The sequence below is a fragment of the Collimonas pratensis genome (assembly GCF_001584185.1).
Taxonomy (GTDB): Bacteria; Pseudomonadota; Gammaproteobacteria; order Burkholderiales; family Burkholderiaceae_D; genus Collimonas; species Collimonas pratensis.
On sequence record NZ_CP013234.1, the window covers coordinates 2785852 to 2807128 of the forward strand.

Genomic DNA, 21277 nt, shown 5'->3' on the forward strand with positions numbered 1-21277 from the left:
CCTACATGAATCTTTCTTTCCGCCGGCTGACCGCCCTGCTCGTCTTTACCCTGTCCACTTCCTGCGCGCTGGCGGCCGAGCCGATCCGTGTCGGCTCCAAGATCGATACCGAAGGCGCCTTGCTCGGCAATGTGATCCAGCTGGTGCTGGAAGCCAACGGCATCAAGACCGTCAACCGCCTGCAGCTCGGCACTACCAAGGTGGTGCGCGGCGCGCTGCTGGCCGGCGGCATCGACATCTATCCGGAATACACCGGCAACGGCGCCTTCTTCTTTGCCGACGGCAGCAACCCGGCCTGGAAGAATGCCGGCGCCGGCTATCAGCTGGTGAAAAAGCTGGATGCCGACAAGAACCACGTGGTGTGGCTGACGCCGTCGCCGGCCAACAACACATGGCTGATCGCGATCCGCCAGGAAATCGCCCAAGCCAACAAGCTCAAGACCATGGCCGACCTCGGCCACTGGATCAGCCAGGGCGGCAAGATCAAGCTGGCTGCCTCGGCTGAATTCATCGAACGACCGGACGCCTTGCCGGCCTTTGAAGGCGCCTACGGCTTCAAGCTGAAACAGGACCAGCTGCTGACCTTGGCCGGCGGTGACACCGCCGCCACCATCAAGGCCGCGGCGGAGCAGACTTCCGGCGTCAACGCCGCCATGGTGTACGGCACCGACGGCGCGGTGGCCGCCCTGGGCCTGGTGACGCTGGATGACGTCAAGTCGGTGCAGCCGGTCTATGCGCCGGCGCCGGTGATCCGCAGCGACGCCCTGGCCAGGGAACCCAGGATTGCCGCTTTGCTGCAACCGGTGTTCAACTCGCTGGATAGCGTGACCCTGCAAAAACTCAACGCTGGTATCGCCATCGAAGGCCGCGATGCGCACAAGGTCGCCGCCGACTATCTGCGCAGCAAGGGCTTTATTAAATGACGGCAGAGCGCCTGGTGAACTTGCCGCAGCGGTCCGGCACACTGGCGCAGTTGGCTGCTATTAAACTGCAAAATCCGGTACACCTGCTGCTGGTGGCGGTGGCCGTACTGGCAGCGGCCAGCTTGCCGCTGCTCACGTTTGCCCCGAACCGGTTGCTCAGCGGCCACGGCATCTTCCTGCACGAACTGTTCGGCCATGCCGGCCCTTACTGGCTGCTGGCGGTTCCAGCCTTGCCGCTGCTGACCGCACCGTGGCTGCGCGCGGGCCTTGCCAGCCGGCTGTTGCTGATCGTGGCAGCCGCGCTGTTGAGTTGCGGTTTGCTGGCGCTGGCCGGACAGGAAGCCGCTGTGCGCAGCGGCGCCGAAGGCTCGCTGGCCCGGGTCTCGTTCGGCGGCGCCTTCTGGCTGCTGGCGCTGGTCACCTGGCTGCAGCTGGCCGAGGCCCTGCGCGGATTGCTGCTGTCGGTGCCGGCCCAGGTTGCGGTAGTGGTGCTGGCCGCGTTGCCGACGCTCGGACTGCTGCTGAGCGGTCAGCCGGACAGCCTGTCGCTGCTGAAGGAATATCACAACCATCTAGACAGCTTCGACCAGGCGCTGCTGCGGCACTTGCAACTGGTGCTGTTTTCGGTATTGCCTGCAGTGATCATCGGCACCAGTTGCGGCGCCCTGGCATTCCGCAGCCAGCGCTTGGGCAAACTGTTGTTTCCGCTGCTGAACGTGATACAGACGATTCCCTCGATCGCCATGTTCGGCTTGCTGATCGGCCCTTTGACGCTGCTTGGCCTGCTGCTGCCGCGCAGCGGCATCAGCGGCATCGGCATGGCGCCGGCCTTGCTGGCGCTGATACTCTATTCGCTGCTGCCGATGACCCGCAGCGCCGTGGCCGGACTGGAGCAGGTGCCGGCCGCCGTGCGCGAGGCAGCGCGCGGCATCGGCATGTCTGCCGCGCAGATCTTTTTCCGGGTCGAACTGCCGTTGGCGCTGCCGGTATTCCTCAACGGCGTGCGCGTCACCACCGTCCAGGCCGTGGGACTGGTGGAAGTGGCGGCGCTGATCGGCGCCGGCGGCTTCGGCACGCTGATGTTCCAGGGCATGGCCAGCAGCGCGCTGGACCTGGTGCTGCTGGGCGTGATTCCGGTGGTCGTGCTGGCGATCTGCGTCGACGCCGCCTTCAAGGTGGCGATTGCATTGCTCACCAGGAAAGTTCAGGAAAATCAATGATTGAAATCGAGAATATCAGCAAGTCGTTCGATGGCCGTCCGGCGCTCAGCGATGTCTCGCTGAGCATCAAGGCCGGCGAGCTGGCGGTGCTGATCGGCAGCTCCGGTTCCGGCAAATCGACCCTGCTGAAGCTGTTCAATCGCCTGCTGGAGCCGGACAGCGGCAATATCCGGCTGCTCGGCAACGATATTACCGGCTACTCGCCGGAACAGCTGCGGCGCCGTATCGGTTACGCGATCCAGTCGGTCGGCCTGTTCCCGCACTGGACCGTGAAACAGAACATCGCGGCGGTGCCGACCCTGCTGAAATGGCCCAAGGCACGCATCCAGCAGCGCGTCGACGAACTGTTGACGCTGCTGCACCTGGCGCCCGAGACTTTCCGGCGCCGCTATCCGCACCAGTTGTCTGGCGGCCAGCAGCAACGAGTCGGCGTGGCGCGCGCGCTGGCGGCCGATCCCGAGGTGCTGCTGATGGATGAGCCGTTCGGCGCGCTCGACCCGGTCACCCGCAGCAGCTTGCAGCAGGAGCTTGCCAGCATCCACGCCAGCTCCGGAAAGACCATCGTCCTGGTCACCCACGATATCGATGAAGCGCTGGCGCTGGGCGAACGGATCATCCTGATGGACCACGGCCGCATCGTGCAGCAAGGCTTGCCGCGCGATTTCCTGCTGGCGCCCGCCAGCGAGCTGGTGCGCGATTTCGTCGGCCAGAGCGATGTCGGCGTACGCCTGCTCGGGCTGGACAAGATCGCCACCCGGGTACGCGCGGAGCCGCTCGTTCCCGGCGAGCCGGTCCGCAGCGACGCTACCCTGCGGGAAGCACTTTCCGCCTTCATTACGCGCAAGGTGTACAGCTTGCCGGTCGTGGATCAGCACGGACAGCCGGCCGGAGTGCTGCATTTTGCCGATTTGCTGACGGAGCGGACGTGAAGCCGCCAAGTCAAGTACGCGGCTTTTGGCTTCGCTATCGCGGGCTGGCCGTCAGCAGCCTGTTGCTGGCCGTTCTGATCTTTGGCATGCCGCGGGCAGGATCGCTGTTCAGCGCCGTTTTTCCAGAGCTGGAACGCCCCATCTACCTGCAGGACTCGTTCCTGGCACTGGTGCTGGCGCACCTGCGCATAGTCGCCATCTCTGGCGGCATCGCCGTGCTGGGCGGCGTCGGCGCCGGCTTGCTGGTGACGCGGCCGGCCGGCAAGGCCTTCCGTTCGCTGCTGGAAACGGTGCTGGCCATCAGCCAGTCGTTTCCGCCGGTGGCGGTGCTGGCGGTGGCCGTGCCGCTGGTCGGTTTCGGCGAAACGCCAGCCCTGATCGCGCTGGTGATGTACGGCATCCTGCCGGTGGCGCAAGGCGCGCTCACCGGCCTGTCTTCCGTCCCGCAGCCGGTGCTGGAAGTGGCGCGCGGGATCGGCATGAGCCGCCGCCAGATCCTGTGGCGGGTCGAACTGCCGCTGGCGGCGCCGGTGATACTGGCCGGCGTGCGCACCTCGATCGTGATCAATATCGGCACCGCCGCGGTAGCCTCCACGGTCGGCGCCAAAACCCTGGGCTTGCCGATCATCGTCGGCCTCAGCGGCTTCAATACCGCCTATGTGATCCAGGGCGCGCTGCTGGTCGGCCTGCTGGCGATCGTCGCCGACCAGATGTTCGAGTTGCTGGCGCGGCGCTGGACGCCGCATTCCGCCGCGGCTTTACAAGAGCAGGCATCGCCATGATCTGCGCCCTGCCGATGTACCCGTTCCCGCAGGATAGCCTGCGGGTGTTCTGGGCCGCCTTGCGCGCCAGCCTGCAGCAGGCTGGCGTCGACGGCCTGCCCCAAAAACTGGCGCAGCCTGAGGATTTACTCGAGCACTGGCAGCGCGGCGACCTGCTGCTGAGCCAGGCCTGCGGCTATCCGGTCTCAACCCTGCTGCGCGGCAAGGTGCAGGTGGTCGGGGCCTTTCATTTCGACGTGCCCGGCTGCAGGCTGAGTGCTTACAGCAGCGTCTTGCTGGTACGGAAAGACGAGCAGCGCACGTCCTTGCCTGAGTTTCACGACGCCGTCGCCGTCTGCAACGAACGGCATTCGCAATCCGGCTTTCATGCGCTGCGCACTGCGGTGGCGCCACTGGCGCGCGACGGCCGCTTCTTTTCAAAGGTGCTGCTCAGCGGCGCCCATCGCCGTTCCGCACAGATGGTCGCCAATGGCGAGGCCGACATCGCCGCCCTCGATTGCGTCAGCGCTTTCCTGCTGCGGGAACAGGAACCAGCTGTTTTCGAAAGGCTTGCCGCCATCGGCTTTACCGCATCCATGCCCGGCCTGCCACTGATTACTGCGCTGGGCACGTCTGCGGCGGTGTTGGCGCAACTGCGGCAGGCGCTGAGCGAGTGCTGTCAAGCGCAAAATCAGACACCAGCGCTGCACGCCAGCCTGGACGCCATGCGCATCACCGGCTTTTCCGCCCTCGATGCAAGCGACTATCTCATCTGCGCGGTCAAGGCCGCACAAAACACCACAGACGGCCTGGCCGACTGGTAAACGGCTTTCATGGCCGGATACGCTATCGCGGCAGGCGACGAATTATTGCGCCTTGTCCCAATGCATACGCCGCTCTTCGGTCGCTTCCTTGAGCAAATGATAGGAGCGCTCAGGATTTTTCTCAGCATCTGGACTGCCGCCATCCATGGCCAGCGCCAGCGACTGCAGCGCCGGCGGAAAATCTCCTTGCGCGGATTTTTCCAGCCAGCTGTACGCCAGCGCCAGGTCCTGGGCGACGCCGTCGCCTGAGGCATAGGCGTTGGACAGCAGGAACATGGCTTGCGCACTGCCGTGGGCGCTGGCTTGCTGCAGCCAAGCCACGGACTGTTTCAGGTCTTGCGGCATGCCTTCGCCATACTTGGCCATGCGCGACAGCATCAAGGCCGCTCTTTCGTCTTCCTGCGCCGCCGCCTTTCCATACCATTGCGCGGCCAGCACAGGATCTTTGCCGAGGCCCAGCTTGCCGTTGTAATAAGCGCCGGCCAGGACAAAAGCCGCTTCTTTATCTCCGCCCTGGGCCGCCTTGATCAGCCAGAAAGCCGCATCCTTCTCGCTCGCCGCCTTGTCTTCGTAGGCCAGGGCCAGTTCGCGCTGCGCGATTGGCGAGCCGCGCTCTGCCCAGGCTTGCAATTGATCGACCGCGGATGCCTGTCCGCCTTGCCTGGCCAGCACGCCCAGGCTTTCCAGCTGCGCGCTGCCCGGCATGGCCGGTGGCCGCTCGCTACAGGCGGCAACCAGCAATCCAAACACCAGCACCGTCGATACCGTCGATAGATGGAAATAAATTTTCATGTTTATCAAACGAGACAAGCCCCGTGCAACGGGGCTTGGTACATCGGACATGCCGGCCGCACCTCGCCGGCCGCACTTATTTGCTCAAGTCGATCGCGTACTTGGAGAAGCCGCTGGGATCCAGCGCACCCTCGGTCGTTACGCGGTTCAGGCCGAGCGCTTGCGCCACCGCCAGCTTACCGGGGGTCGAACGCAGGATCACCGGCCCCTTGGTGGCCACCTTGACGAAGCTCCAGCTCTGGCCGCTGCCGTTATTCGCCTGCGTGACCTTGCCCAGCTTTTGAAGGTAGCTGCTGACCACGGCTTGGCTGGCGTCGGGCGACTTGATGATGGTCTTGCTGCCGTCGATGCCAGGGAAGTTGCCGCCGCCACCGGCGCGATAGTCATTGGTGGCGACGATGAAGTCATCGCTGGCGGCCACGGGCTTGCCCTGGTAAGTCAGGTTGACGATGCGGCTGCCGACCGGCTGGGTGACGTCGATCTGGTATTGCATCGCATTGCCTTCGGCGTAGAACACGTCGTAGTTGTAGATGGTCGAGTAGGACGGCACCAGGTCTTGTTCGGCGGTGGCGTTGGGATCGATCTTGCCGAACTGCGAGGCCGAGGTTTCCAGCCAGTTCTTAAGGTCGGAACCTTTGATCTTCACGGCCTGGAGGTTGTTGTTGCTATACAGGTAGAGATCGCCCGGATTGCGCACCTGCAGCGAGAAAGGGCTCGCCTTGAAGGCGTTCGGCGCGACATCGGTGAAATCCGACGGCCCGTTGCGGCCAGCCTTGAACGGCGCGCTGCAAGAGATCACCGGGATGTTCTTGTAGCTGGAGAGCGTCGCATCGGTAGAGTTTGCGATGAAATTCTTGACGTAGTCGATCTGCGCCTGGTTGACGATCTGGATCGCGCCGACGTCGCCTGCCAGCGAGAAGTAAGACGACATTTCGAAGTCGGTGGTGGTACCGAGCGGCTGCTGGGCATAGGCGATGGTCGCCTTGTGCTCGCTGTCGACCAGCGCCGCAATGGCAGGATCGGCCGCCACGCTGGTGACGCCATCGGTGTATTTGAAGCCGCGTGCCTCGACCGTGGTCAGCGGTTTCTGGATCACCCATTTGCCGCCGCTATATTTCAGGGTCAGCTGGATGATGCCGAGGCGCCGGCCCCAGCTCTGCGCCATCACGGTCGGCACATTGTTGACGAAGCCGTTCTTGCTGTCGACGATATTGGCCGGCAAGGCGGCCAGCGAAGGATCCAGCGCCGGCGCCTTAGCTTCCTTGGGGGCCGGGAAAATCAGGTGCGAGTGGCCGACCAGCAGCGCATCGATGCCGGTGGTCGAGAGATACAGGCTGCCGTTTTCCATCTTCGGGCTGTAGGGCGATGCATCCAGGCCGCCGTGCGACAGCGCGACCACCACATCGGCGCCGGCGCTGCGCAATTGCGGCACATATTGATTGGCGCTTTCCTGGACGCCGTTGACATACACCTTGCCGGCCAGGTTTTTCTGGTCCCAGTCCATGATCTGCGGCGGCACGAAGCCCAGGATGCCGACTTTCAGCGGCACCTGGATGCTCTTGCCGTCCGGCGTGGTAGCGGCGAACTGCTTGGGAATCACTGCGTAGGGATTGAAAATCGGCTTCTGGCTGGCGACGCTGTTGACGTTGGACAGCACCAGCGGGAAAGTCGGCGCACCGCAAGTGCCGGCCGGTTTGGCGATGCCGGTGACGCCGAAGTCGGCATTGGTGATCTGGCTGAGGAATCCCAGGCCGTAATTGAATTCGTGGTTGCCGATGCCGCCGCCGTCGTACTTGAGGGCGTTCATCGCCTTGTGCACCGCCAGCGTGCCGCTGCAGCCGACCGGCGTGGCCTGGGCCTGGTAATCGCCCAGCAAAGTGCCCTGGATGACGTCGCCGTCGTCGAACAGCACATTGTTCGGATTTTCAGCACGGGCGCCCTGGATCAGCGTCGACGTGCGGTCCAGGCCGAGGGTGGCGTCAGGCGTCAGCGCGTAGTAGTTATACCCCAGCACATTGGAATGGATGTCGGTGGTCTCCAGGATCGCCATCTTGAGCACGCTGCCTTCCGGCGTCTGCTGTGCAGTAGGCGTAGTAAGAGGGCTGGAACTGCCGCCGCAGGCGGCCACACTGATTGCTGCGATGGCGGCCAGGGCCGGCCTGCCGATATTCTTGATCATTAAACTGTCTCCGGAAAATAGAACGCGCCTTGGATGGCGCGTTCGTCATGTGGGGCGCGTGGTCCTGGCTTTATGTATCGGCCAGGTAACGCATTGTCGGGATTATGTATCCCAAATATGACCCCATCGTGAATCCGGCAGGCAATTTTTAGCCTTTGAGGCGGTAGCCGGTCTTGAATATCCACCAGAGCGCCGCCATGCACAGCGCCAGGAAGGCCAGCGCCATGCCGGCGCTGATCAGGACGTTGACGTCAGAAACGCCATAGAAGCTCCAGCGGAAGCCGCTGATCAGGTACACCACCGGATTGAACAAGGCGATCTTTTGCCAGAACGGCGGCAGCATGTTAATCGAATAGAAGCTACCGCCCAGGAAGGATAGCGGCGTAACGATCATCAACGGAATCAGCTGCAGTTTTTCAAAGCCGTCGGCCCAGATCCCGATGATGAAGCCGAACAGGCTGAAGGTGACTGCGATCAGCACCAGGAAGGCGATCATCCACCAGGGATGGGCAATCTCGAAAGAAATGAAAACCCGCGCCGTGGCCAGGATCAGCAGGCCGAGGATGACCGATTTGGTGGCGGCGGCGCCGACATAGCCGCCGACGATTTCCACGCTGGAGATGGGCGCGGACAAGACTTCATAGATAGTGCCGGAAAATTTCGGCATATAGATGCCGAACGAGGCATTCGCCGTGCTTTGCGTCATCAGCGACATGATGATCAGGCCGGGAATGATGAAGGCGCCGTAGCTGACGCCGTTGATGCTGACCATGTGCGAGCCGATGGCGGCGCCGAACACGACGAAATACAGGGCGGTGGAAATCACCGGCGAAGCGATGCTCTGCATCAGCGTGCGCCCGGTGCGCGCCATCTCGAACATATAGATTGCGCGGATAGAGTGCAGGTTCATGTTTATGCTTTCACCAGGTTGACGAAAATTTCTTCCAGCGAGCTTTGGCTGGACTGCAAGTCCTTGAAATCGATGCCATGCTCGCTCAGCTGGCGCAGCAGGCCGGCGATGCCGGTCTGCTCGCTTTGGGCGTCAAAGGTATAGATCAGCTCGTTGCCGTCGGCTGAGAGTTCCAACTGATTGCCGCCCAGACTATCGGGAATGCTCGACAGCGGCCGCTGCAGATGCAGCTTCAGCTGCTTCTTGCCGAGCTTTTCCATCAGCACCGCCTTGTCTTCCACCAGGATGATCTCGCCCTTGCGGATAACGCCGATGCGGTCGGCCATTTCCTCGGCTTCTTCGATATAGTGGGTAGTCAGGATGATGGTGACGCCGTTTTCGCGCAGGCCGCGGACCATCTGCCACATGTCGCGCCGCAGTTCGACGTCGACGCCGGCGGTGGGTTCGTCCAGGAACAGGATCTGCGGCTCGTGCGAGAGGGCCTTGGCGATCATCACGCGGCGCTTCATGCCGCCGGACAAGGTGCGGATCTTGGCGTCCTTCTTGTCCCACAGCGAGAGGTCGCGCAAGATCTTTTCGATATGCGCCGGATGCGGCGCCTTGCCGAACAGGCCGCGGCTGAACGACACCGTGGCCCACACGCTTTCGAAAGCATCGGTGGAAAGTTCTTGCGGCACCAGGCCGATGCGCGAGCGCGCCGCCTTGTAGTCGCGTACGACGTCGTGGCCATCGGCCAAGACATGGCCCTGGCTAGGGTTGACGATGCCGCAGATGATGTTGATCAAGGTGGTCTTGCCGGCGCCGTTTGGCCCCAGCAGCGCGAAGATCTCGCCGCGCCGTATCTCCAGGTTGATGCCTTTTAACGCACTGTGCCCAGATGCGTAGGTCTTGGTCAGGTTGTTGACTGAAATAATGGATTGCACTCGGCTTCCTTCTAAAAATCCGGATTGTCATGCATTCTAAAGGGGCTTTGCATTTGCTGCTGGCGGCAGTGCCAGATCAGCTGGGATACGCTGCTTTAGGCGATTTTCTGCCGCGGAAGCCGGTTGGTGCGGCAAATAATTAATTAATTAACATTGCCACCGGATGTCAGCGGCGATTATTTCGCACATTTCGGCAGGCCACGATTGCCCGCATGCGAAAAACTACTTACTCTCTGTGCCTGGATCCATTTTTACTTTGCCTTAAAGACAATATGAACGCAGCTATCCTGCTCACCGGGGCGACCGGCTATATCGGCTCCCATACCTGGGTTGAGCTGCTGGAGGCCGGCCATCAGGTGGTCGGCGTCGACAACCTGGCCAACAGCAGTCCGCTGGTGCTTGATCGCATCAGGAAGATCACCGGCAAGACACCGCTGTTCGTGCAGGCGGATCTGTGCGATCGCGCCAGTACCGAACGCTTGTTCCAGGATTATCGGATCGGCGCCACCATCCATTTCGCCGCGTTGAAATCGATTGGGGAATCGGTCGTCAAGCCGCTCGAATACTATGCCAACAATCTGAACAGCTTGCTGACGCTGTGTACCGCGATGCGCGATGCCGGCGTCGAAAACATGGTGTTCAGTTCCTCGGCATCGGTGTATGGCGATCCGGCCACGCTGCCGATCCTGGAGCACTTTCCCCTGTCGGCTTCGAATCCCTATGGCCAGACCAAACTGATCGGCGAGCAGATACTGCGTGACCTGGAACAGTCGGACCCGCGCTGGAAGATTGCGTACCTGCGCTATTTCAATCCGGTAGGCGCGCACAAAAGCGGCCTGATCGGTGAAGACTCGCGCGGCAATCCGGATAACCTGATGCCCTATATCGCCCGGGTCGCCGCCCGGCGCAGCGCCAGCCTGCCGGTATTCGGCGGCGATTACCCGACCGCCGACGGCACCGGCGTACGCGATTATATCCACGTGGTCGACCTCGCCAAGGCACACCTGGCGGCGCTCGATTATCTGCAGGACAAACGGCAGAGCCTGACCGCCAATATCGGCAGCGGCCGCGGCTATAGCGTGCTGGAAGTGATTGCCGCCTACGAAAAAGCCAGCGGCCAGCGCGTGCCTTACGACATGGCGCCGCGCCGTCCGGACGATATTGCATCGTGCTATGCGGATCCCGGCCTGGCGGCCGAGCTGCTGGGCTGGCGCGCGAAGGAAAACCTGGAATCGATCTGCACCGATTCCTGGCGCTGGCAGTCGCAGAATCCAGCCGGCTTTGCCGATTGAAACAGCGTAGCCGGCGCCGCCGGCATCAATGCAGGATGGCGCCGCGCTTGCCGACCATGATCATTTCGACAAAGGTCGAGCCGTCGTGATTGTCCGGTGAATACGATACCCTGACCCCGCCCAGATCGTAATCGCGTATGGTTTCCAACGCCGCAATCAGCTTCGGCCTGGTCGGGTTGGGGCCGGCCCGGCGCAAGCCTTCGGTCAGCAGCTTGGCCGCGACAAAGCCTTCGAACGCAGAATAGGAAGCGGGCGGCGGCTTGGCCATGCTCTTCAGCACGCTCTGAAACTCGCGGGTGGCGGGCGCGGCAAAGTCTTTGGGGTAAGGCATCACCTGCATGACGCTGACGCCGCGGCCGTCGTCGCCCAGTGATTCAAAGAAGGTCTCGGAACTGACATTGGATAGCATCATGAAGGTCGGATGCGCACCCTTCTTGTGCATCTGCTTGACGAAATCGGCGCAGGCTGACGGCGTGCACGCCATCAGTACCGCTTGTGGATTGGCGGCGGCAATCGCGCTGACTGCCTGCTCTACTTTCAAGTCCTTGCGATCGTAGCTGGCGATAAGCAGCGGGCTCAGCTTGTGCGCCGCCAGGTTGCGCTGGAATCCTGCCAGCCCATCCTTGCCGAAACTGTCGTCCTGGTACAGGATCGCCACCTTGCGGATGCCAAGCGAACCGAACAGCTCGATCATTTTCGCGGTCTCCGCCTGGTAGCTGGCGCGCAGATTGAACAGGTAGGGGTTGAACGGCTGGTGCAGGCTCTGGCCGCCCGAGAACGGCGCCACCAGCGGCACCTTCTCGCTCAGCAGCAGCGGCAGCACGGCTTCCACCGTCGGCGTGCTGCGATAGCCGAACAGTGCCAGCGCGTTGTCTTCTTTCAGCAGTTTCTCGGTATTCAGCCTGGTGGTTTCCGGCTTGCGCTTGTCGTCATAAGACTTGAGCTCGATTTTGCGGCCATAAATCCCGCCCTGGGCGTTGACCCAGGCGAAATAGGCCAGCGCGCCCTCCATGTTTTCCTTACCGGTGGCTTCCCCCGACAATTCCACCGACTGGCCGATGACGATCTTGTCCTGCGCTGGCCGCTGCTCCGCCTGGACCAGCGCGCAAGCAACGGACAAGAGTATGCCGGTTAACATTTTCATGTTGTTCTCCCCCTGATTGTCTTTATTTTCCAGCGACAATACTCTTACAAAGCTTACAGACAGCTTTCATTTTTATCGATTTTCAGCTGCTGCCAGCTTGCCGCCGGGATCAGGCCAGTTGCTGGTACAGGCCGGTGACGCCATCCATCACTTCCAGTATGCGTTCGCTGGTGGTGGCGACATTGGTGGCGTTGCGTTGACGGTTCATGCTGTCGCCGTTCTGGTGCAGCGCGGCGTCGAAGAATAGCCATTGCTGTTGCGCCAACGTCAATTCATCATGGATTCTCGCGGTGTCGCCAGGGGCATCGCTGAGGGTCTGCATGGCAGCCACGAATTCCTTGCGCGCCTGTTCCAGCTTGCCGGCGGCATCGGCCGGCGCCACGCCCCATTGCTGGGCCTGGTAGAACTTGGCCATGCGCTGCGACAGCATGCGCTGCCGCCCGGAGAGGTTGACCAGCTGGCCGGCGGCGCTGCCGGAGTATTTTTCCAGCTGCACGGTAGAGGTCTGCGCCAGCGCCAGGATCTCTTCACTCAGCGCCATGATGTTGCGGGCGTCCTGCTGGTTAGGCAATTTCCCCAGCAATACCTGCTTGTAGCCCTGCCAGGCCTTTTCCATCTCGGCCAGCACCAGCTTGTTGTCGGCGCTGGGCGCGAAAGCACGCAACTCCGCCAGCTGTTTCTCAAACAGGCTGAGCGACAGGTCGAGGATTTTTCTTGAGCGCTCGACATCGATGGCCTGCCCCAGCTGCATGTATGCCTTGGCCAGCCGCTGCGACAACATGCGCTGCCGTCCCGACTTGTTGATGGCGTCATTGATGTTCAGCACCTGTGCCCAGGTATTGGAAAACAGACTCCAGCCTCCCGCGAGCAGCACCGACCTGCCAAGAAACCCCCTTCTATGCACCATGCTTTTCTCCATGATTGAATCTCGAACGAAGATAAGCAAGCTTCATACCCATCACAGTCACCAAAAGCGTGCAGCCAGATCTCGCCACCTATCACTATTGACAGCTGCCAGCCGGATAAATAAGGGATTAACATTCGTGACGATTTGTGCGAACGGCGATAGAGAACACCGGTCCCGCAACAAACCTGCCGAGCCTGCCAAGCAGCTGCTTTAGGCGCGACGGTCAGTCTCAAGAAAATGTTTAAAAAAAGAGGCAGCGTCCGGCGTGACAACAAGCACTTTGACGCATCCGTAGCGATCACAATTCTGACACTGTGGCGAGGATCACTCAATGCCCCTAGTACTCAATGCGCGCAACAACCCGCTCTACGGCGGCGACGTGATCAACCAGAAATATAAGCCGCTCGACGATCCTGTGCTTGTAGCCGGCGACAACGTCTATTACCGGCAATTGTTTTCCGCTCGCCAGGGCCTACTGACAGGCATCAATGCCTACCCACCCAGTGCCCTTAATTTTTATGGGAATTTACCGGTTCCGGTGGTCGCCGTGGCGCCGCTGGTGGTCGTCTCCAGCAACCGCGCCAACTGGATGCAGACGATACTGCAGAATGCCGTGACCCATGGCGTCTTTACCGGTTATCTGGACCTCACCTCGTTTGACTCGGACGTAGTGCCATGGTACACGCCGATGCGCTCCGGCAGGCCGGTATATATTGTCGTCCACTGGTCTGAGTACGACTATTACGAAGCTCGTGTTGGTGGCGGTGCATTTCCCAATGTAACGGTGGTCGGCTACAAGTTCACCGCCGCCGCCCCGGCGCTGGATATCGTTGGCTTCGGCGCCAGCCGCTACGCGGCGATGCAGTTGATGATAAACCAAGGCTATCATCAGGCCTGGGCAGTGGATGACAATGTCATCAACGTCAACGGTTTCCCCAATACCTTGGGCGTGGTGGAAGCACTCATGCCGCTGGCAGGCGGCGCGGCGCCTATCTGGGGTATCGGTTTCACCGCGGCGACGGCAAATACTGGCGCGAATACGCTCTACACTGCAGGGACGCTGACCTTTGCCGCCAATCCTCTCAATTTCGGCACTACCGTGGCCGGCCTGTTACAGCAAGTGGTTTTGTGGAATCTCGACCAGCTGCGCGCCGCCAATCTCAATTTCAGTCCACTATTCGTCGCCTCCAACGAGGACGTCAGCCTAAGCAACTATCTGCAGTTCAATCAGCTGGACGAGCGCATCATCACTACCTGCAGCATCGTGAAATATGAGCCGGCCAATGATCCGTGGTCCAACCTCGGCGCCTCCAGAGAGATTCCAAGACGGCGCAATCGCCTGCTGGGACTGCTTGATGGCATTGAAGGAGATATCCAGTTCCTGCCTGTCGGCGGCGGCGCGCAGGTGACGCTGCAAACCTACGTCCGGCAAACGGTGCTGATGCATGGCATCAACCGCAACCAGTCCACCGCCTTGCGGACCCAGTCATGCGCCATAGAGCAATACATGGCCGCAGCGGCCCGGCGGGGATGGTATCCCGCTGCTCCGCTTAATCCGTTTAATCCGTTCAATGGTCCGGCAGCGATCAACCTGCTGCTGCCGGCCGCCATTTGACTGCTGTCCTTTTCCGCGCTGACTGTCTGCAGTTTTTCCATTTTATATAGGTGGACTTGCCATGGATCTGAATACACTAGCAGGCGTTCTGCGCGGACAGGCAAACCACCAGCAGAGCATTGTCTTCAACAGCGATTTCCTGTCGGCCGCGCAAATTGCCGCCCTGCAATCCGGTTTCGATCTTGCCGCGCAAAGTTATTTCACGATCAATGCGATCACGGCCGGCGATGTTCCCGATCCGTCGAACCAGCAGCTGATCCTGACTGCCGGCAACACCGATGTGCTGGCGCAGAAAGGCCTCGCGCTGAAAGTGGTGTTCACGGTCGACGCCTCGCAAACCCTGCAGTTCACGATTGCGGTCGAGTTCGCCGCCGGCTGGCAGTTTGCCGACAGCTTTCCTCACTTGACCGTGTTCCCGTTCGACCAGGTCAGCGCCAGCGCCAGTTACGCCATCTATGCAACCCAGCCGGCCAGTGCCTATTTCCCGTGGCCGAACCAGGCCACTGAAAGCGTGGCGCTGGCCGCCGGCTTGAACATGGCCAGCTGGCTGCAGCTGAATATCTTCAGCGGCGCCCTGGTCCTGCTGCAGCAAGTCTTGAACAATACCGACAAGTACAAGTTTTTCGGCCCGATCGCGCTCAGCGCGGCCACGCCCTACCCCGTGATGTATCTCAGTTCGCCCCTGCTGGCGCAGAGCTTCAACATCATTCCGGGCCAGCTGACAGTCGGCAACCTGGCGCTCAGCATCAATGTCTCAGCGCCGCAAGCACGGCTGCAAAACCTGACCATGCGTTTTTCCGCCAGCACCGAAGACTTGACTTTCGGCGTTGAAATCTTCAGCAACAACATTCTCCTGAGTTTTTTTGCCGAGCCTCTCCCCGGCCATGTGTTCGGCATCCCGCAAATCCTGGCCTTGCCGGGCGGTGCCGGCTTCCAGCAATATATTCCGAGCACCCTGAGCGACGCCTTCAACCTGGCGACGCTGCAATCCTTCGTCATCACCCAGGGCGGCAACAGCGGCATCGGCATGACCGGCTTTGTCATCGGCAGCAATCCCGGCTACAGCCTGACCCTGATAAACAATGTTTTGATACTGGAAAACCTGTGTCTCGACATGAATTCCTACCTGCCAGGAACGGCATCCAGCCTGACGATCGTATCGCTTAGCGCAAGCGCAAAGATATTCCCCGACATCTTCACCGGCGATTTCAATTTTTTCCTGGAACTTGCCTCCACCCCGCGCGCCGGCTGGCAGATTTCCACCATCACCGGCGCCTACCTGGGCCAGGTCAAGCTGAGCGACCTGGTGCGCGGCATCGTCGGCAACACGGCCCTGCTGCCGAGCGTTCTGAGCGACATCAGTTTTTCCAACTTCGGCGTGGTCGTCAACCAGCAAGGGACCGGCTATTCGTACACGATTTACGGCCAGGTCAACGTTGCCCTGCCGATCATGGACACCAGCCTGGTCGCCTCCCTCAGCGTGGTGGCCAACTATTCGCCGAGCGGCTACAGCGTGGTGCTGCAAGGCAGTTTCCTGGTCGGCGCGCAGAATTTCACGCTGGAACTCGACCTTGGCAACAGCAGTTCGCAAGCGCCGAACAATCCCACCATCGTCATGAGCGCCAAATGGCAGGCCTTGACGCCGGCGGACTACCTGCAGTTCGAAGATCTCGCCACCGCCTTCGGTTTCTCCAGCAGCCAGATTCCGAGCATTCCCAGTGATCTCGACCTCGGTTTGAAAGAGGCGGATTTCTATTACGACTACAGCAACAGCAAACTGGTGATCGGACTCCAGTCGGACACTTATGGTTCGGCGGTATTTGCCGCAGTGACCAATCCCGGGAACAAGCAATGGCAGTTCTTCTTCGGCCTCAACATCGACAAGCCGATCCCGATCAGCAATCTGCCCTTGATCGGCGACCTCCTGCCCAAGGAAGATACGGTACAGATCACCAAGATACAGGTGGTGATCGCTTCTGCCTTGTTCAACGACGCCCTGGCGACGCAGGTGAATGCCATCATCGCCAAGCTGGGTTCATCCTACCCGACGATTCCAGACACCGCCCAGCAAGGCATGCCGGCCGGACTGGGATTTTCCATGATCGTCGCGGTCGGCAGTTACCAGATTCCTATCATGTTCGGCGCCGGCCAGTCCAGCGCACAGAATGCAGCGTACAGGCCCGATGCCTTGCCGAGCGACGAGCGCGCCCTGATCCTGCTCAGCAGCCCGCCGAATGCGCCGGTCAGCAGCGCAGCGTCATCCGATGGCGTGCTCTGGTTCAATCTGCAAAAGAACTTCGGTCCGGTCTCGATCCAGAAGATCGGCGTGCAGTACAAGAATGAAAAAATCTATGTGCTAGTGAACATGAGCCTGACCGGCGCCGGCCTGACGGTCGGCCTGCTGGGCTTCGGTATCGGCAGCAGCATATCGGACTTCGACCCCAGCTTTGAAATCCAGGGCATCGACGTCAGCTATTCCGGCGGCGGCGTCGAGATCAGCGGCGGCCTGCGCGGCAGCATCGATCCGGTCAATTTCGTCGGAGAACTGATGGTCAATGTCGAAAGTTTCGGCATTGCCGGCTTGTGCGGCTATACCTCGATCGAAGGCAGTCCGTCGATGTTCCTGTACGCCGTGCTGAATGCGCCGCTGGGCGGCCCTGCCTGTTTCTTCGTCACCGGCATCGCCGGCGGCTTCGGCTTTAACCGCGACCTGCAGATGCCGGCGGTGAGCGGGATTTCCACTTTCCCGCTGGTGCAGTGGGCCCAAGGCGACAACAATCCTCCCGGCATGAACATGGGCGGCGATATCGGCAGCCAGGTCAACGGCGTGCTGGAACGCCTCTCCAGCGGCGGCATCGTGGCGCCGCAGGTCGGCCAGTACTGGCTGGCGGCGGGAATAAAGTTCACTTCCTTCGAACTCGCCAATTCCTTTGCGCTGGCGGTGGTCAAGTTTGGCGCCGAATTCGAGATCGACCTGCTGGGCACGACCACCATTGCGATTCCGCCTGGCGAGCCGGTGATTTTCGCCGAGATGCAGCTGCTGGCCTCGTTCCGGCCGGCGGAAGGCTTCATCGGCATCAGCGGGCAGCTGACCGCGCAATCCTATGTGCTGTCGCCGGATTGCCACCTGACCGGAGGATTTGCCTACTATTTCTGGTTTTCCGGCCCGCGCGAAGGCAATTTCGTCATCACCATGGGCGGCTACAATCCGAATTTCAAGGTCCCCGATTTCTATCCCACGGTACCGCGGCTCGGCATCAACTGGAATGTCTCGGATAATCTGGTGGTCAAAGGCGACGAATATTTCGCCGTGACTTCGGCCGCGGTGATGGCCGGCGGCGGCTTGTCCGCCACCTGGAGCAGCGGCGGCATCAAGGCCTGGTTCAACGTCCAGGCCGATTTCCTGATGGTGTACCAGCCGTTCCACTACTACCTGGACGCCAGCGTCGATATCGGCGCGTCCTTCCGCATCAGCCTGATTTTCACCCATATCACCATCAGCATCCACGTCGGCGCCAGCCTCGAAATATGGGGCCCGGATTTCACCGGCCGCGCCACCATCGATCTCGACATCATTTCCTTCACGATTTCTTTCGGCGCCTCCAACCAAGCCACCAAGACCACCATTTCCTGGCCTGATTTCGTCACGCAAATGCTGCCCGGCCTCACCCCCAGCAGCTTCCAGGCCCGCGGCGATGCCCGCATGCGGCTGCCGCTTGGCGCCGCCGCGCAGGACACCAGCGGCATCCATCTCAATGTGACCAGCGGTTTGGTCAAGACCCTGAGCGACGATCCCGGCACCCTGGATTTTGTGGTCAGCCCGGAAACCGTCGAACTGACGGTCAACGCCACCATCCCGATCAAGGAATCGCATGCCAGTTTTGCCGGACTGGTGAAACTGGCGCCGGTGGCGCTGCAGCCGGTCGATCCGCTGGGCCAGACGATTATCCCCAACGAGGCTTTTGGCGTCGGCCCCACCGGCACCGCCAATGACAGTTTCGTCCCGACTTTCAACCTCGCCATCACCCTGACCAACGATCCCGGCCAGGCGAATGTGCAAGTGACGCTGCAATGCGTGCGGATCTTTTCAAACGCCCCCAATTCGCTTTGGCAAAAACTCGATTTCGACGGCAACGGCAATCCGGTCCTGGGCGATCCTTTGAACCACACCACCACGCCCAATGTCGTCACCGGCTACCGGATCATTCCGATTCCCCAGGTGCCGGACCATACGCTGCCGATCAACCTGGAATACCTGCAGTACACGATAGACATCAACGCCCAGTATTTCTACTGGAGCACCGCCTATGTCCCGGTCGGCAGCGATTTCGGCGGCAAGACGGTGGAAAACAGCATCATGAGCGCCACCGCGGTAGCCAACCGCGCCGCGCTGCTGCCGGTAATCCATGACTACATCGCGGCGGTTGCCACCAGCGTCAACCTGGATTCCATGACCGACGCTACCCACGCCGGCCTGCTGTCGGAGCCGGTCATGAGCCTGCTGGGAGAAAACAACACGTAAGCGATGCGGATAGCGGCGCTGCTGTTGCTGCCGCCATCCGCCTTCAAAACATGAACGCTGTGCGGTTGCCGGCCACAGGCCGGCGCACGGCAACCACAGGTGAACCTTGAGAGAGCCAGGCATGAACAAGAGAGCGACGCTGCAACGTTCCACAGTCAACGATCCGGTCAGCAAACTGGTGACCTTCATCCAGTTTGATGAACCGGCGCTGAAGGTCGACGAATATACCCTCAAGGTCACGCAAACCACTAATACGGCAGCGCCGAACAGCTTTACCACCTCGCGCAATTTTGCGGTGAGCGGAGAGCGTTTCAGCTTCCAGTCGGGCGAGGTCGATTCCGTGTTTCCGCCCGACCTCGCCAACGGCGAATTCGACGGCTCGCTGGCGAGCGTGGTGCTGAACCGCCGCACGCTGCCGTGGGAACGCTACCTGGACACCTCGAATGCGGAATTGCCCTGGCTGGCTGTGCTGCTGTTCGACGCCGACCACCAGCCGCTGACGCGCAGCGCAACGGCCAGCGACCTGGTTACCCTGAACCAGAAAATCACGGTGCTTGGCAACGACCAGCTGACCGGCGTCGGCAAGCTGCCGGCCGATGTCTTTTCCTATCCAGGCATGAATCCGCTAGGCTACGGTGAGACGCCGGATGAATCCTGCAGCGTGATCGACATCGACCTCGCCACCTTCAACAGCATCGCTCCCAGCATGAACGACATGGCCTACCTGGCGCATATCCGCCAGGTCGATACGGTCGACACGGTGAAGAACGGCAGCGAGGAAAGCGTGTTTTCGGTGGTGCTGGGCAACCGCATCGCCAAAAACGACCAGCCGGCCTATGCCTTCCTGGTGTCGCTGGAAAACATGGGGAGCTATCTGCCGGGCGACGACGGCAAGCCGGCCAGCTTCCCGGCCGGCATCAAGAGCGTGCGCCTGATTTGCTATCGCGCATGGCGTTTTACCGCGAACACCATGGACCAGAATTTCCAGCAGCTGCTGGAAAACCTCAACCGGCCGGTGGTCGACGGCCGCCAGATCACCACCTTGCAATTCCCCGCCACCTTCGTCCAGCCGAACGACAGCCAGGTGCAGCAGGCGCTGGCGGCGCAGGCAAAAGGCCAGCTGGATGGCGCCAGCTCGCAAGTGCTGGTGCAGAACGCCTTCGGCCAGGGTTATATCCCGATGAATCACGAAATGCGCCATGCCAACACCAGCGTGTCCTGGTTCCGCGGACCGTGCACGCCGTTCGCCGTCAGCGAAACCAGCTTCGTTTCGACCAGCTCGGCAGACGCCGCCAACCACTACAACCCGCAAACCGGCCTGTTCGACGTCTCGTATGGCGCGGCATGGCAAATCGGACAGCTGATGGCGCTGCAGAACACCAGCTACGCGAATGCCCTGTTCAACTGGAAGAAAGCCGTCAACAGCGCCACCGCCAGCCAGGAGGAACAGGCCATCCTGCAGGCAGCGCTCGGCGCCAACCTGGTGGCGGGCCAGGCCATGCCGTTCAGCGGCCTGCTGCGCACGCGCAGCAATGCGCTGGAACAGCCGCCGTTGCCGGATATCGTTACCCTGTGGCTGAGCCGCCTCAAGCTGCTGTACGGAGTGCCGTTCAACTACCTGGTGCCGAACGAGCAGATGCTGCCGCTGGAGTCGCTGCGCTTTTTCTACCTCGATCTGAACTGGATCAACCATATCGTCGACGGCGCTTTCAGCATCGGCCGCACCTGCAGCAAGCAGCAGAGCACCGACAGCGCCCTGTTCGGACAGCTGCAAAACGCCGCGCATCCGGTCACGCTGAACCAGCGCCGGCAAAGAAAGAGCCAGCACTTCGCCGCCAACGCGGTACAGCAGTACACCGGCTTCCTGTTGCGCTCGCAGGTGGTGGCCGGCTGGCCCAACGTCCAGGTCAATGGCTATGCGGTGGCCGACGATATCAGCACCGAAATCAAGAAGCTGCGCATGGACCGCCTGTCCGCGGATTGCATCATCTGCATTTTCGACGGCGAGATCAAGCAGGTGGCGATCCACGAACCGCCGGAACAGCTGCATTGCGGGATAGAGATCAATAGCGCGCCCTACAGCACCACCCTGCGCGCAGTCACCGGCGACCGCCCCGGCAGCCAGTTCCTGAGCGACCCCAAGGGCGGTCCGCCGACCGCGGTCATCCCGATGCGGGCAGATACGCAGACGCTGCAGGTGGCGCAAGCCGCCGGCAGCATTCTGAGCAAGCTGAACACCGATTTCAACCAGGGCATCCAGGATTTCACCTCGGCTGAATTCGCCCTTGAAATGATCAAAGGGGTAGTGAAAGTCAATTTCAGCCAACATAATTAGG

General features: G+C 61.2%; 15 protein-coding genes. 9 read left to right on the plus strand and 6 right to left on the minus strand.

Annotation, left to right across the window (positions count from 1 at the left end):
* Positions 1 to 5 precede the first annotated feature (5 nt).
* The 5 genes from osmF to CPter91_RS12670 are packed head-to-tail and all read left to right on the plus strand — an operon-like array spanning position 6 to position 4657.
* The gene (osmF, locus tag CPter91_RS12650; RefSeq protein ID WP_061940741.1) at positions 6 to 923 is read left to right on the plus strand and encodes a glycine betaine ABC transporter substrate-binding protein OsmF; all 918 of its coding nucleotides are present in this window, start codon (positions 6 to 8) and stop codon (positions 921 to 923) included.
* Entirely contained in the window at positions 920 to 2143 is a 1224-nt protein-coding gene (locus CPter91_RS12655) for an ABC transporter permease (protein WP_099047195.1), read from the plus strand. Before osmF ends, CPter91_RS12655 begins: the two co-directional genes overlap by 4 nt.
* The gene (locus tag CPter91_RS12660) at positions 2140 to 3072 is read left to right on the plus strand and encodes an ABC transporter ATP-binding protein (protein WP_061940744.1); all 933 of its coding nucleotides are present in this window, start codon (positions 2140 to 2142) and stop codon (positions 3070 to 3072) included. The genes CPter91_RS12655 and CPter91_RS12660 overlap by 4 nt, the downstream gene beginning before the upstream one ends.
* Complete coding sequence (locus tag CPter91_RS12665) at positions 3069 to 3854, plus strand: ABC transporter permease (RefSeq protein ID WP_269465564.1); 786 nt, start codon at positions 3069 to 3071, stop codon at positions 3852 to 3854. Before CPter91_RS12660 ends, CPter91_RS12665 begins: the two co-directional genes overlap by 4 nt.
* Entirely contained in the window at positions 3851 to 4657 is an 807-nt protein-coding gene (locus CPter91_RS12670; protein WP_061940746.1) for a phosphate/phosphite/phosphonate ABC transporter substrate-binding protein, read from the plus strand. Before CPter91_RS12665 ends, CPter91_RS12670 begins: the two co-directional genes overlap by 4 nt.
* 42 nt (positions 4658 to 4699) lie before the next feature.
* On the opposite strand, the gene CPter91_RS12675 is transcribed toward CPter91_RS12670, so the two are convergent.
* From CPter91_RS12675 to CPter91_RS12690, 4 genes are all read right to left on the minus strand, one after another.
* Entirely contained in the window at positions 4700 to 5449 is a 750-nt protein-coding gene (locus CPter91_RS12675) for a tetratricopeptide repeat protein (RefSeq protein ID WP_061940748.1), read from the minus strand.
* A gap of 76 nt (positions 5450 to 5525) precedes the next feature.
* Positions 5526 to 7628 (minus strand): bifunctional 2',3'-cyclic-nucleotide 2'-phosphodiesterase/3'-nucleotidase, encoded by a 2103-nt coding sequence (locus CPter91_RS12680; RefSeq protein ID WP_061940750.1) that lies wholly within the window; start codon positions 7626 to 7628, stop codon positions 5526 to 5528.
* Positions 7629 to 7776: 148 nt separating this feature from the next.
* A complete protein-coding gene (locus CPter91_RS12685; RefSeq protein ID WP_061940753.1) occupies positions 7777 to 8538 on the minus strand; it encodes an ABC transporter permease in 762 nt (253 codons plus the stop codon).
* Positions 8539 to 8540: 2 nt separating this feature from the next.
* Positions 8541 to 9461: an ABC transporter ATP-binding protein gene (locus tag CPter91_RS12690; RefSeq protein WP_061940756.1), complete on the minus strand. Its 921-nt coding sequence runs from the start codon at positions 9459 to 9461 to the stop codon at positions 8541 to 8543.
* Between the two features lie 272 nt (positions 9462 to 9733).
* On the opposite strand from CPter91_RS12690, the gene galE reads away from it, so the two are divergent.
* Positions 9734 to 10753 (plus strand): UDP-glucose 4-epimerase GalE, encoded by a 1020-nt coding sequence (galE, locus tag CPter91_RS12695; RefSeq protein ID WP_061940759.1) that lies wholly within the window; start codon positions 9734 to 9736, stop codon positions 10751 to 10753.
* Between the two features lie 25 nt (positions 10754 to 10778).
* On the opposite strand, the gene CPter91_RS12700 is transcribed toward galE, so the two are convergent.
* Together CPter91_RS12700 and CPter91_RS12705 are read right to left on the minus strand one after the other, a co-directional pair.
* The gene (locus tag CPter91_RS12700) at positions 10779 to 11897 is read right to left on the minus strand and encodes an ABC transporter substrate-binding protein (RefSeq protein WP_150119676.1); all 1119 of its coding nucleotides are present in this window, start codon (positions 11895 to 11897) and stop codon (positions 10779 to 10781) included.
* 109 nt (positions 11898 to 12006) lie between these two features.
* Positions 12007 to 12804, minus strand: coding sequence for a type IV pili methyl-accepting chemotaxis transducer N-terminal domain-containing protein (locus CPter91_RS12705; RefSeq protein WP_236906024.1), 798 nt, complete (start codon positions 12802 to 12804; stop codon positions 12007 to 12009).
* A 331-nt stretch (positions 12805 to 13135) separates the two neighbouring features.
* On the opposite strand from CPter91_RS12705, the gene CPter91_RS12710 reads away from it, so the two are divergent.
* From CPter91_RS12710 to CPter91_RS12720, 3 genes are all read left to right on the plus strand, one after another.
* Positions 13136 to 14419, plus strand: coding sequence for a hypothetical protein (locus CPter91_RS12710; protein WP_061940768.1), 1284 nt, complete (start codon positions 13136 to 13138; stop codon positions 14417 to 14419).
* 61 nt (positions 14420 to 14480) lie between these two features.
* On the plus strand, positions 14481 to 18941 hold the full coding sequence (locus CPter91_RS12715; protein ID WP_061940771.1) for a DUF6603 domain-containing protein: 4461 nt from the start codon (positions 14481 to 14483) through the stop codon (positions 18939 to 18941).
* 121 nt (positions 18942 to 19062) lie between these two features.
* Positions 19063 to 21276 (plus strand): hypothetical protein, encoded by a 2214-nt coding sequence (locus tag CPter91_RS12720; RefSeq protein WP_061940774.1) that lies wholly within the window; start codon positions 19063 to 19065, stop codon positions 21274 to 21276.
* Position 21277: the final 1 nt, after the last annotated feature.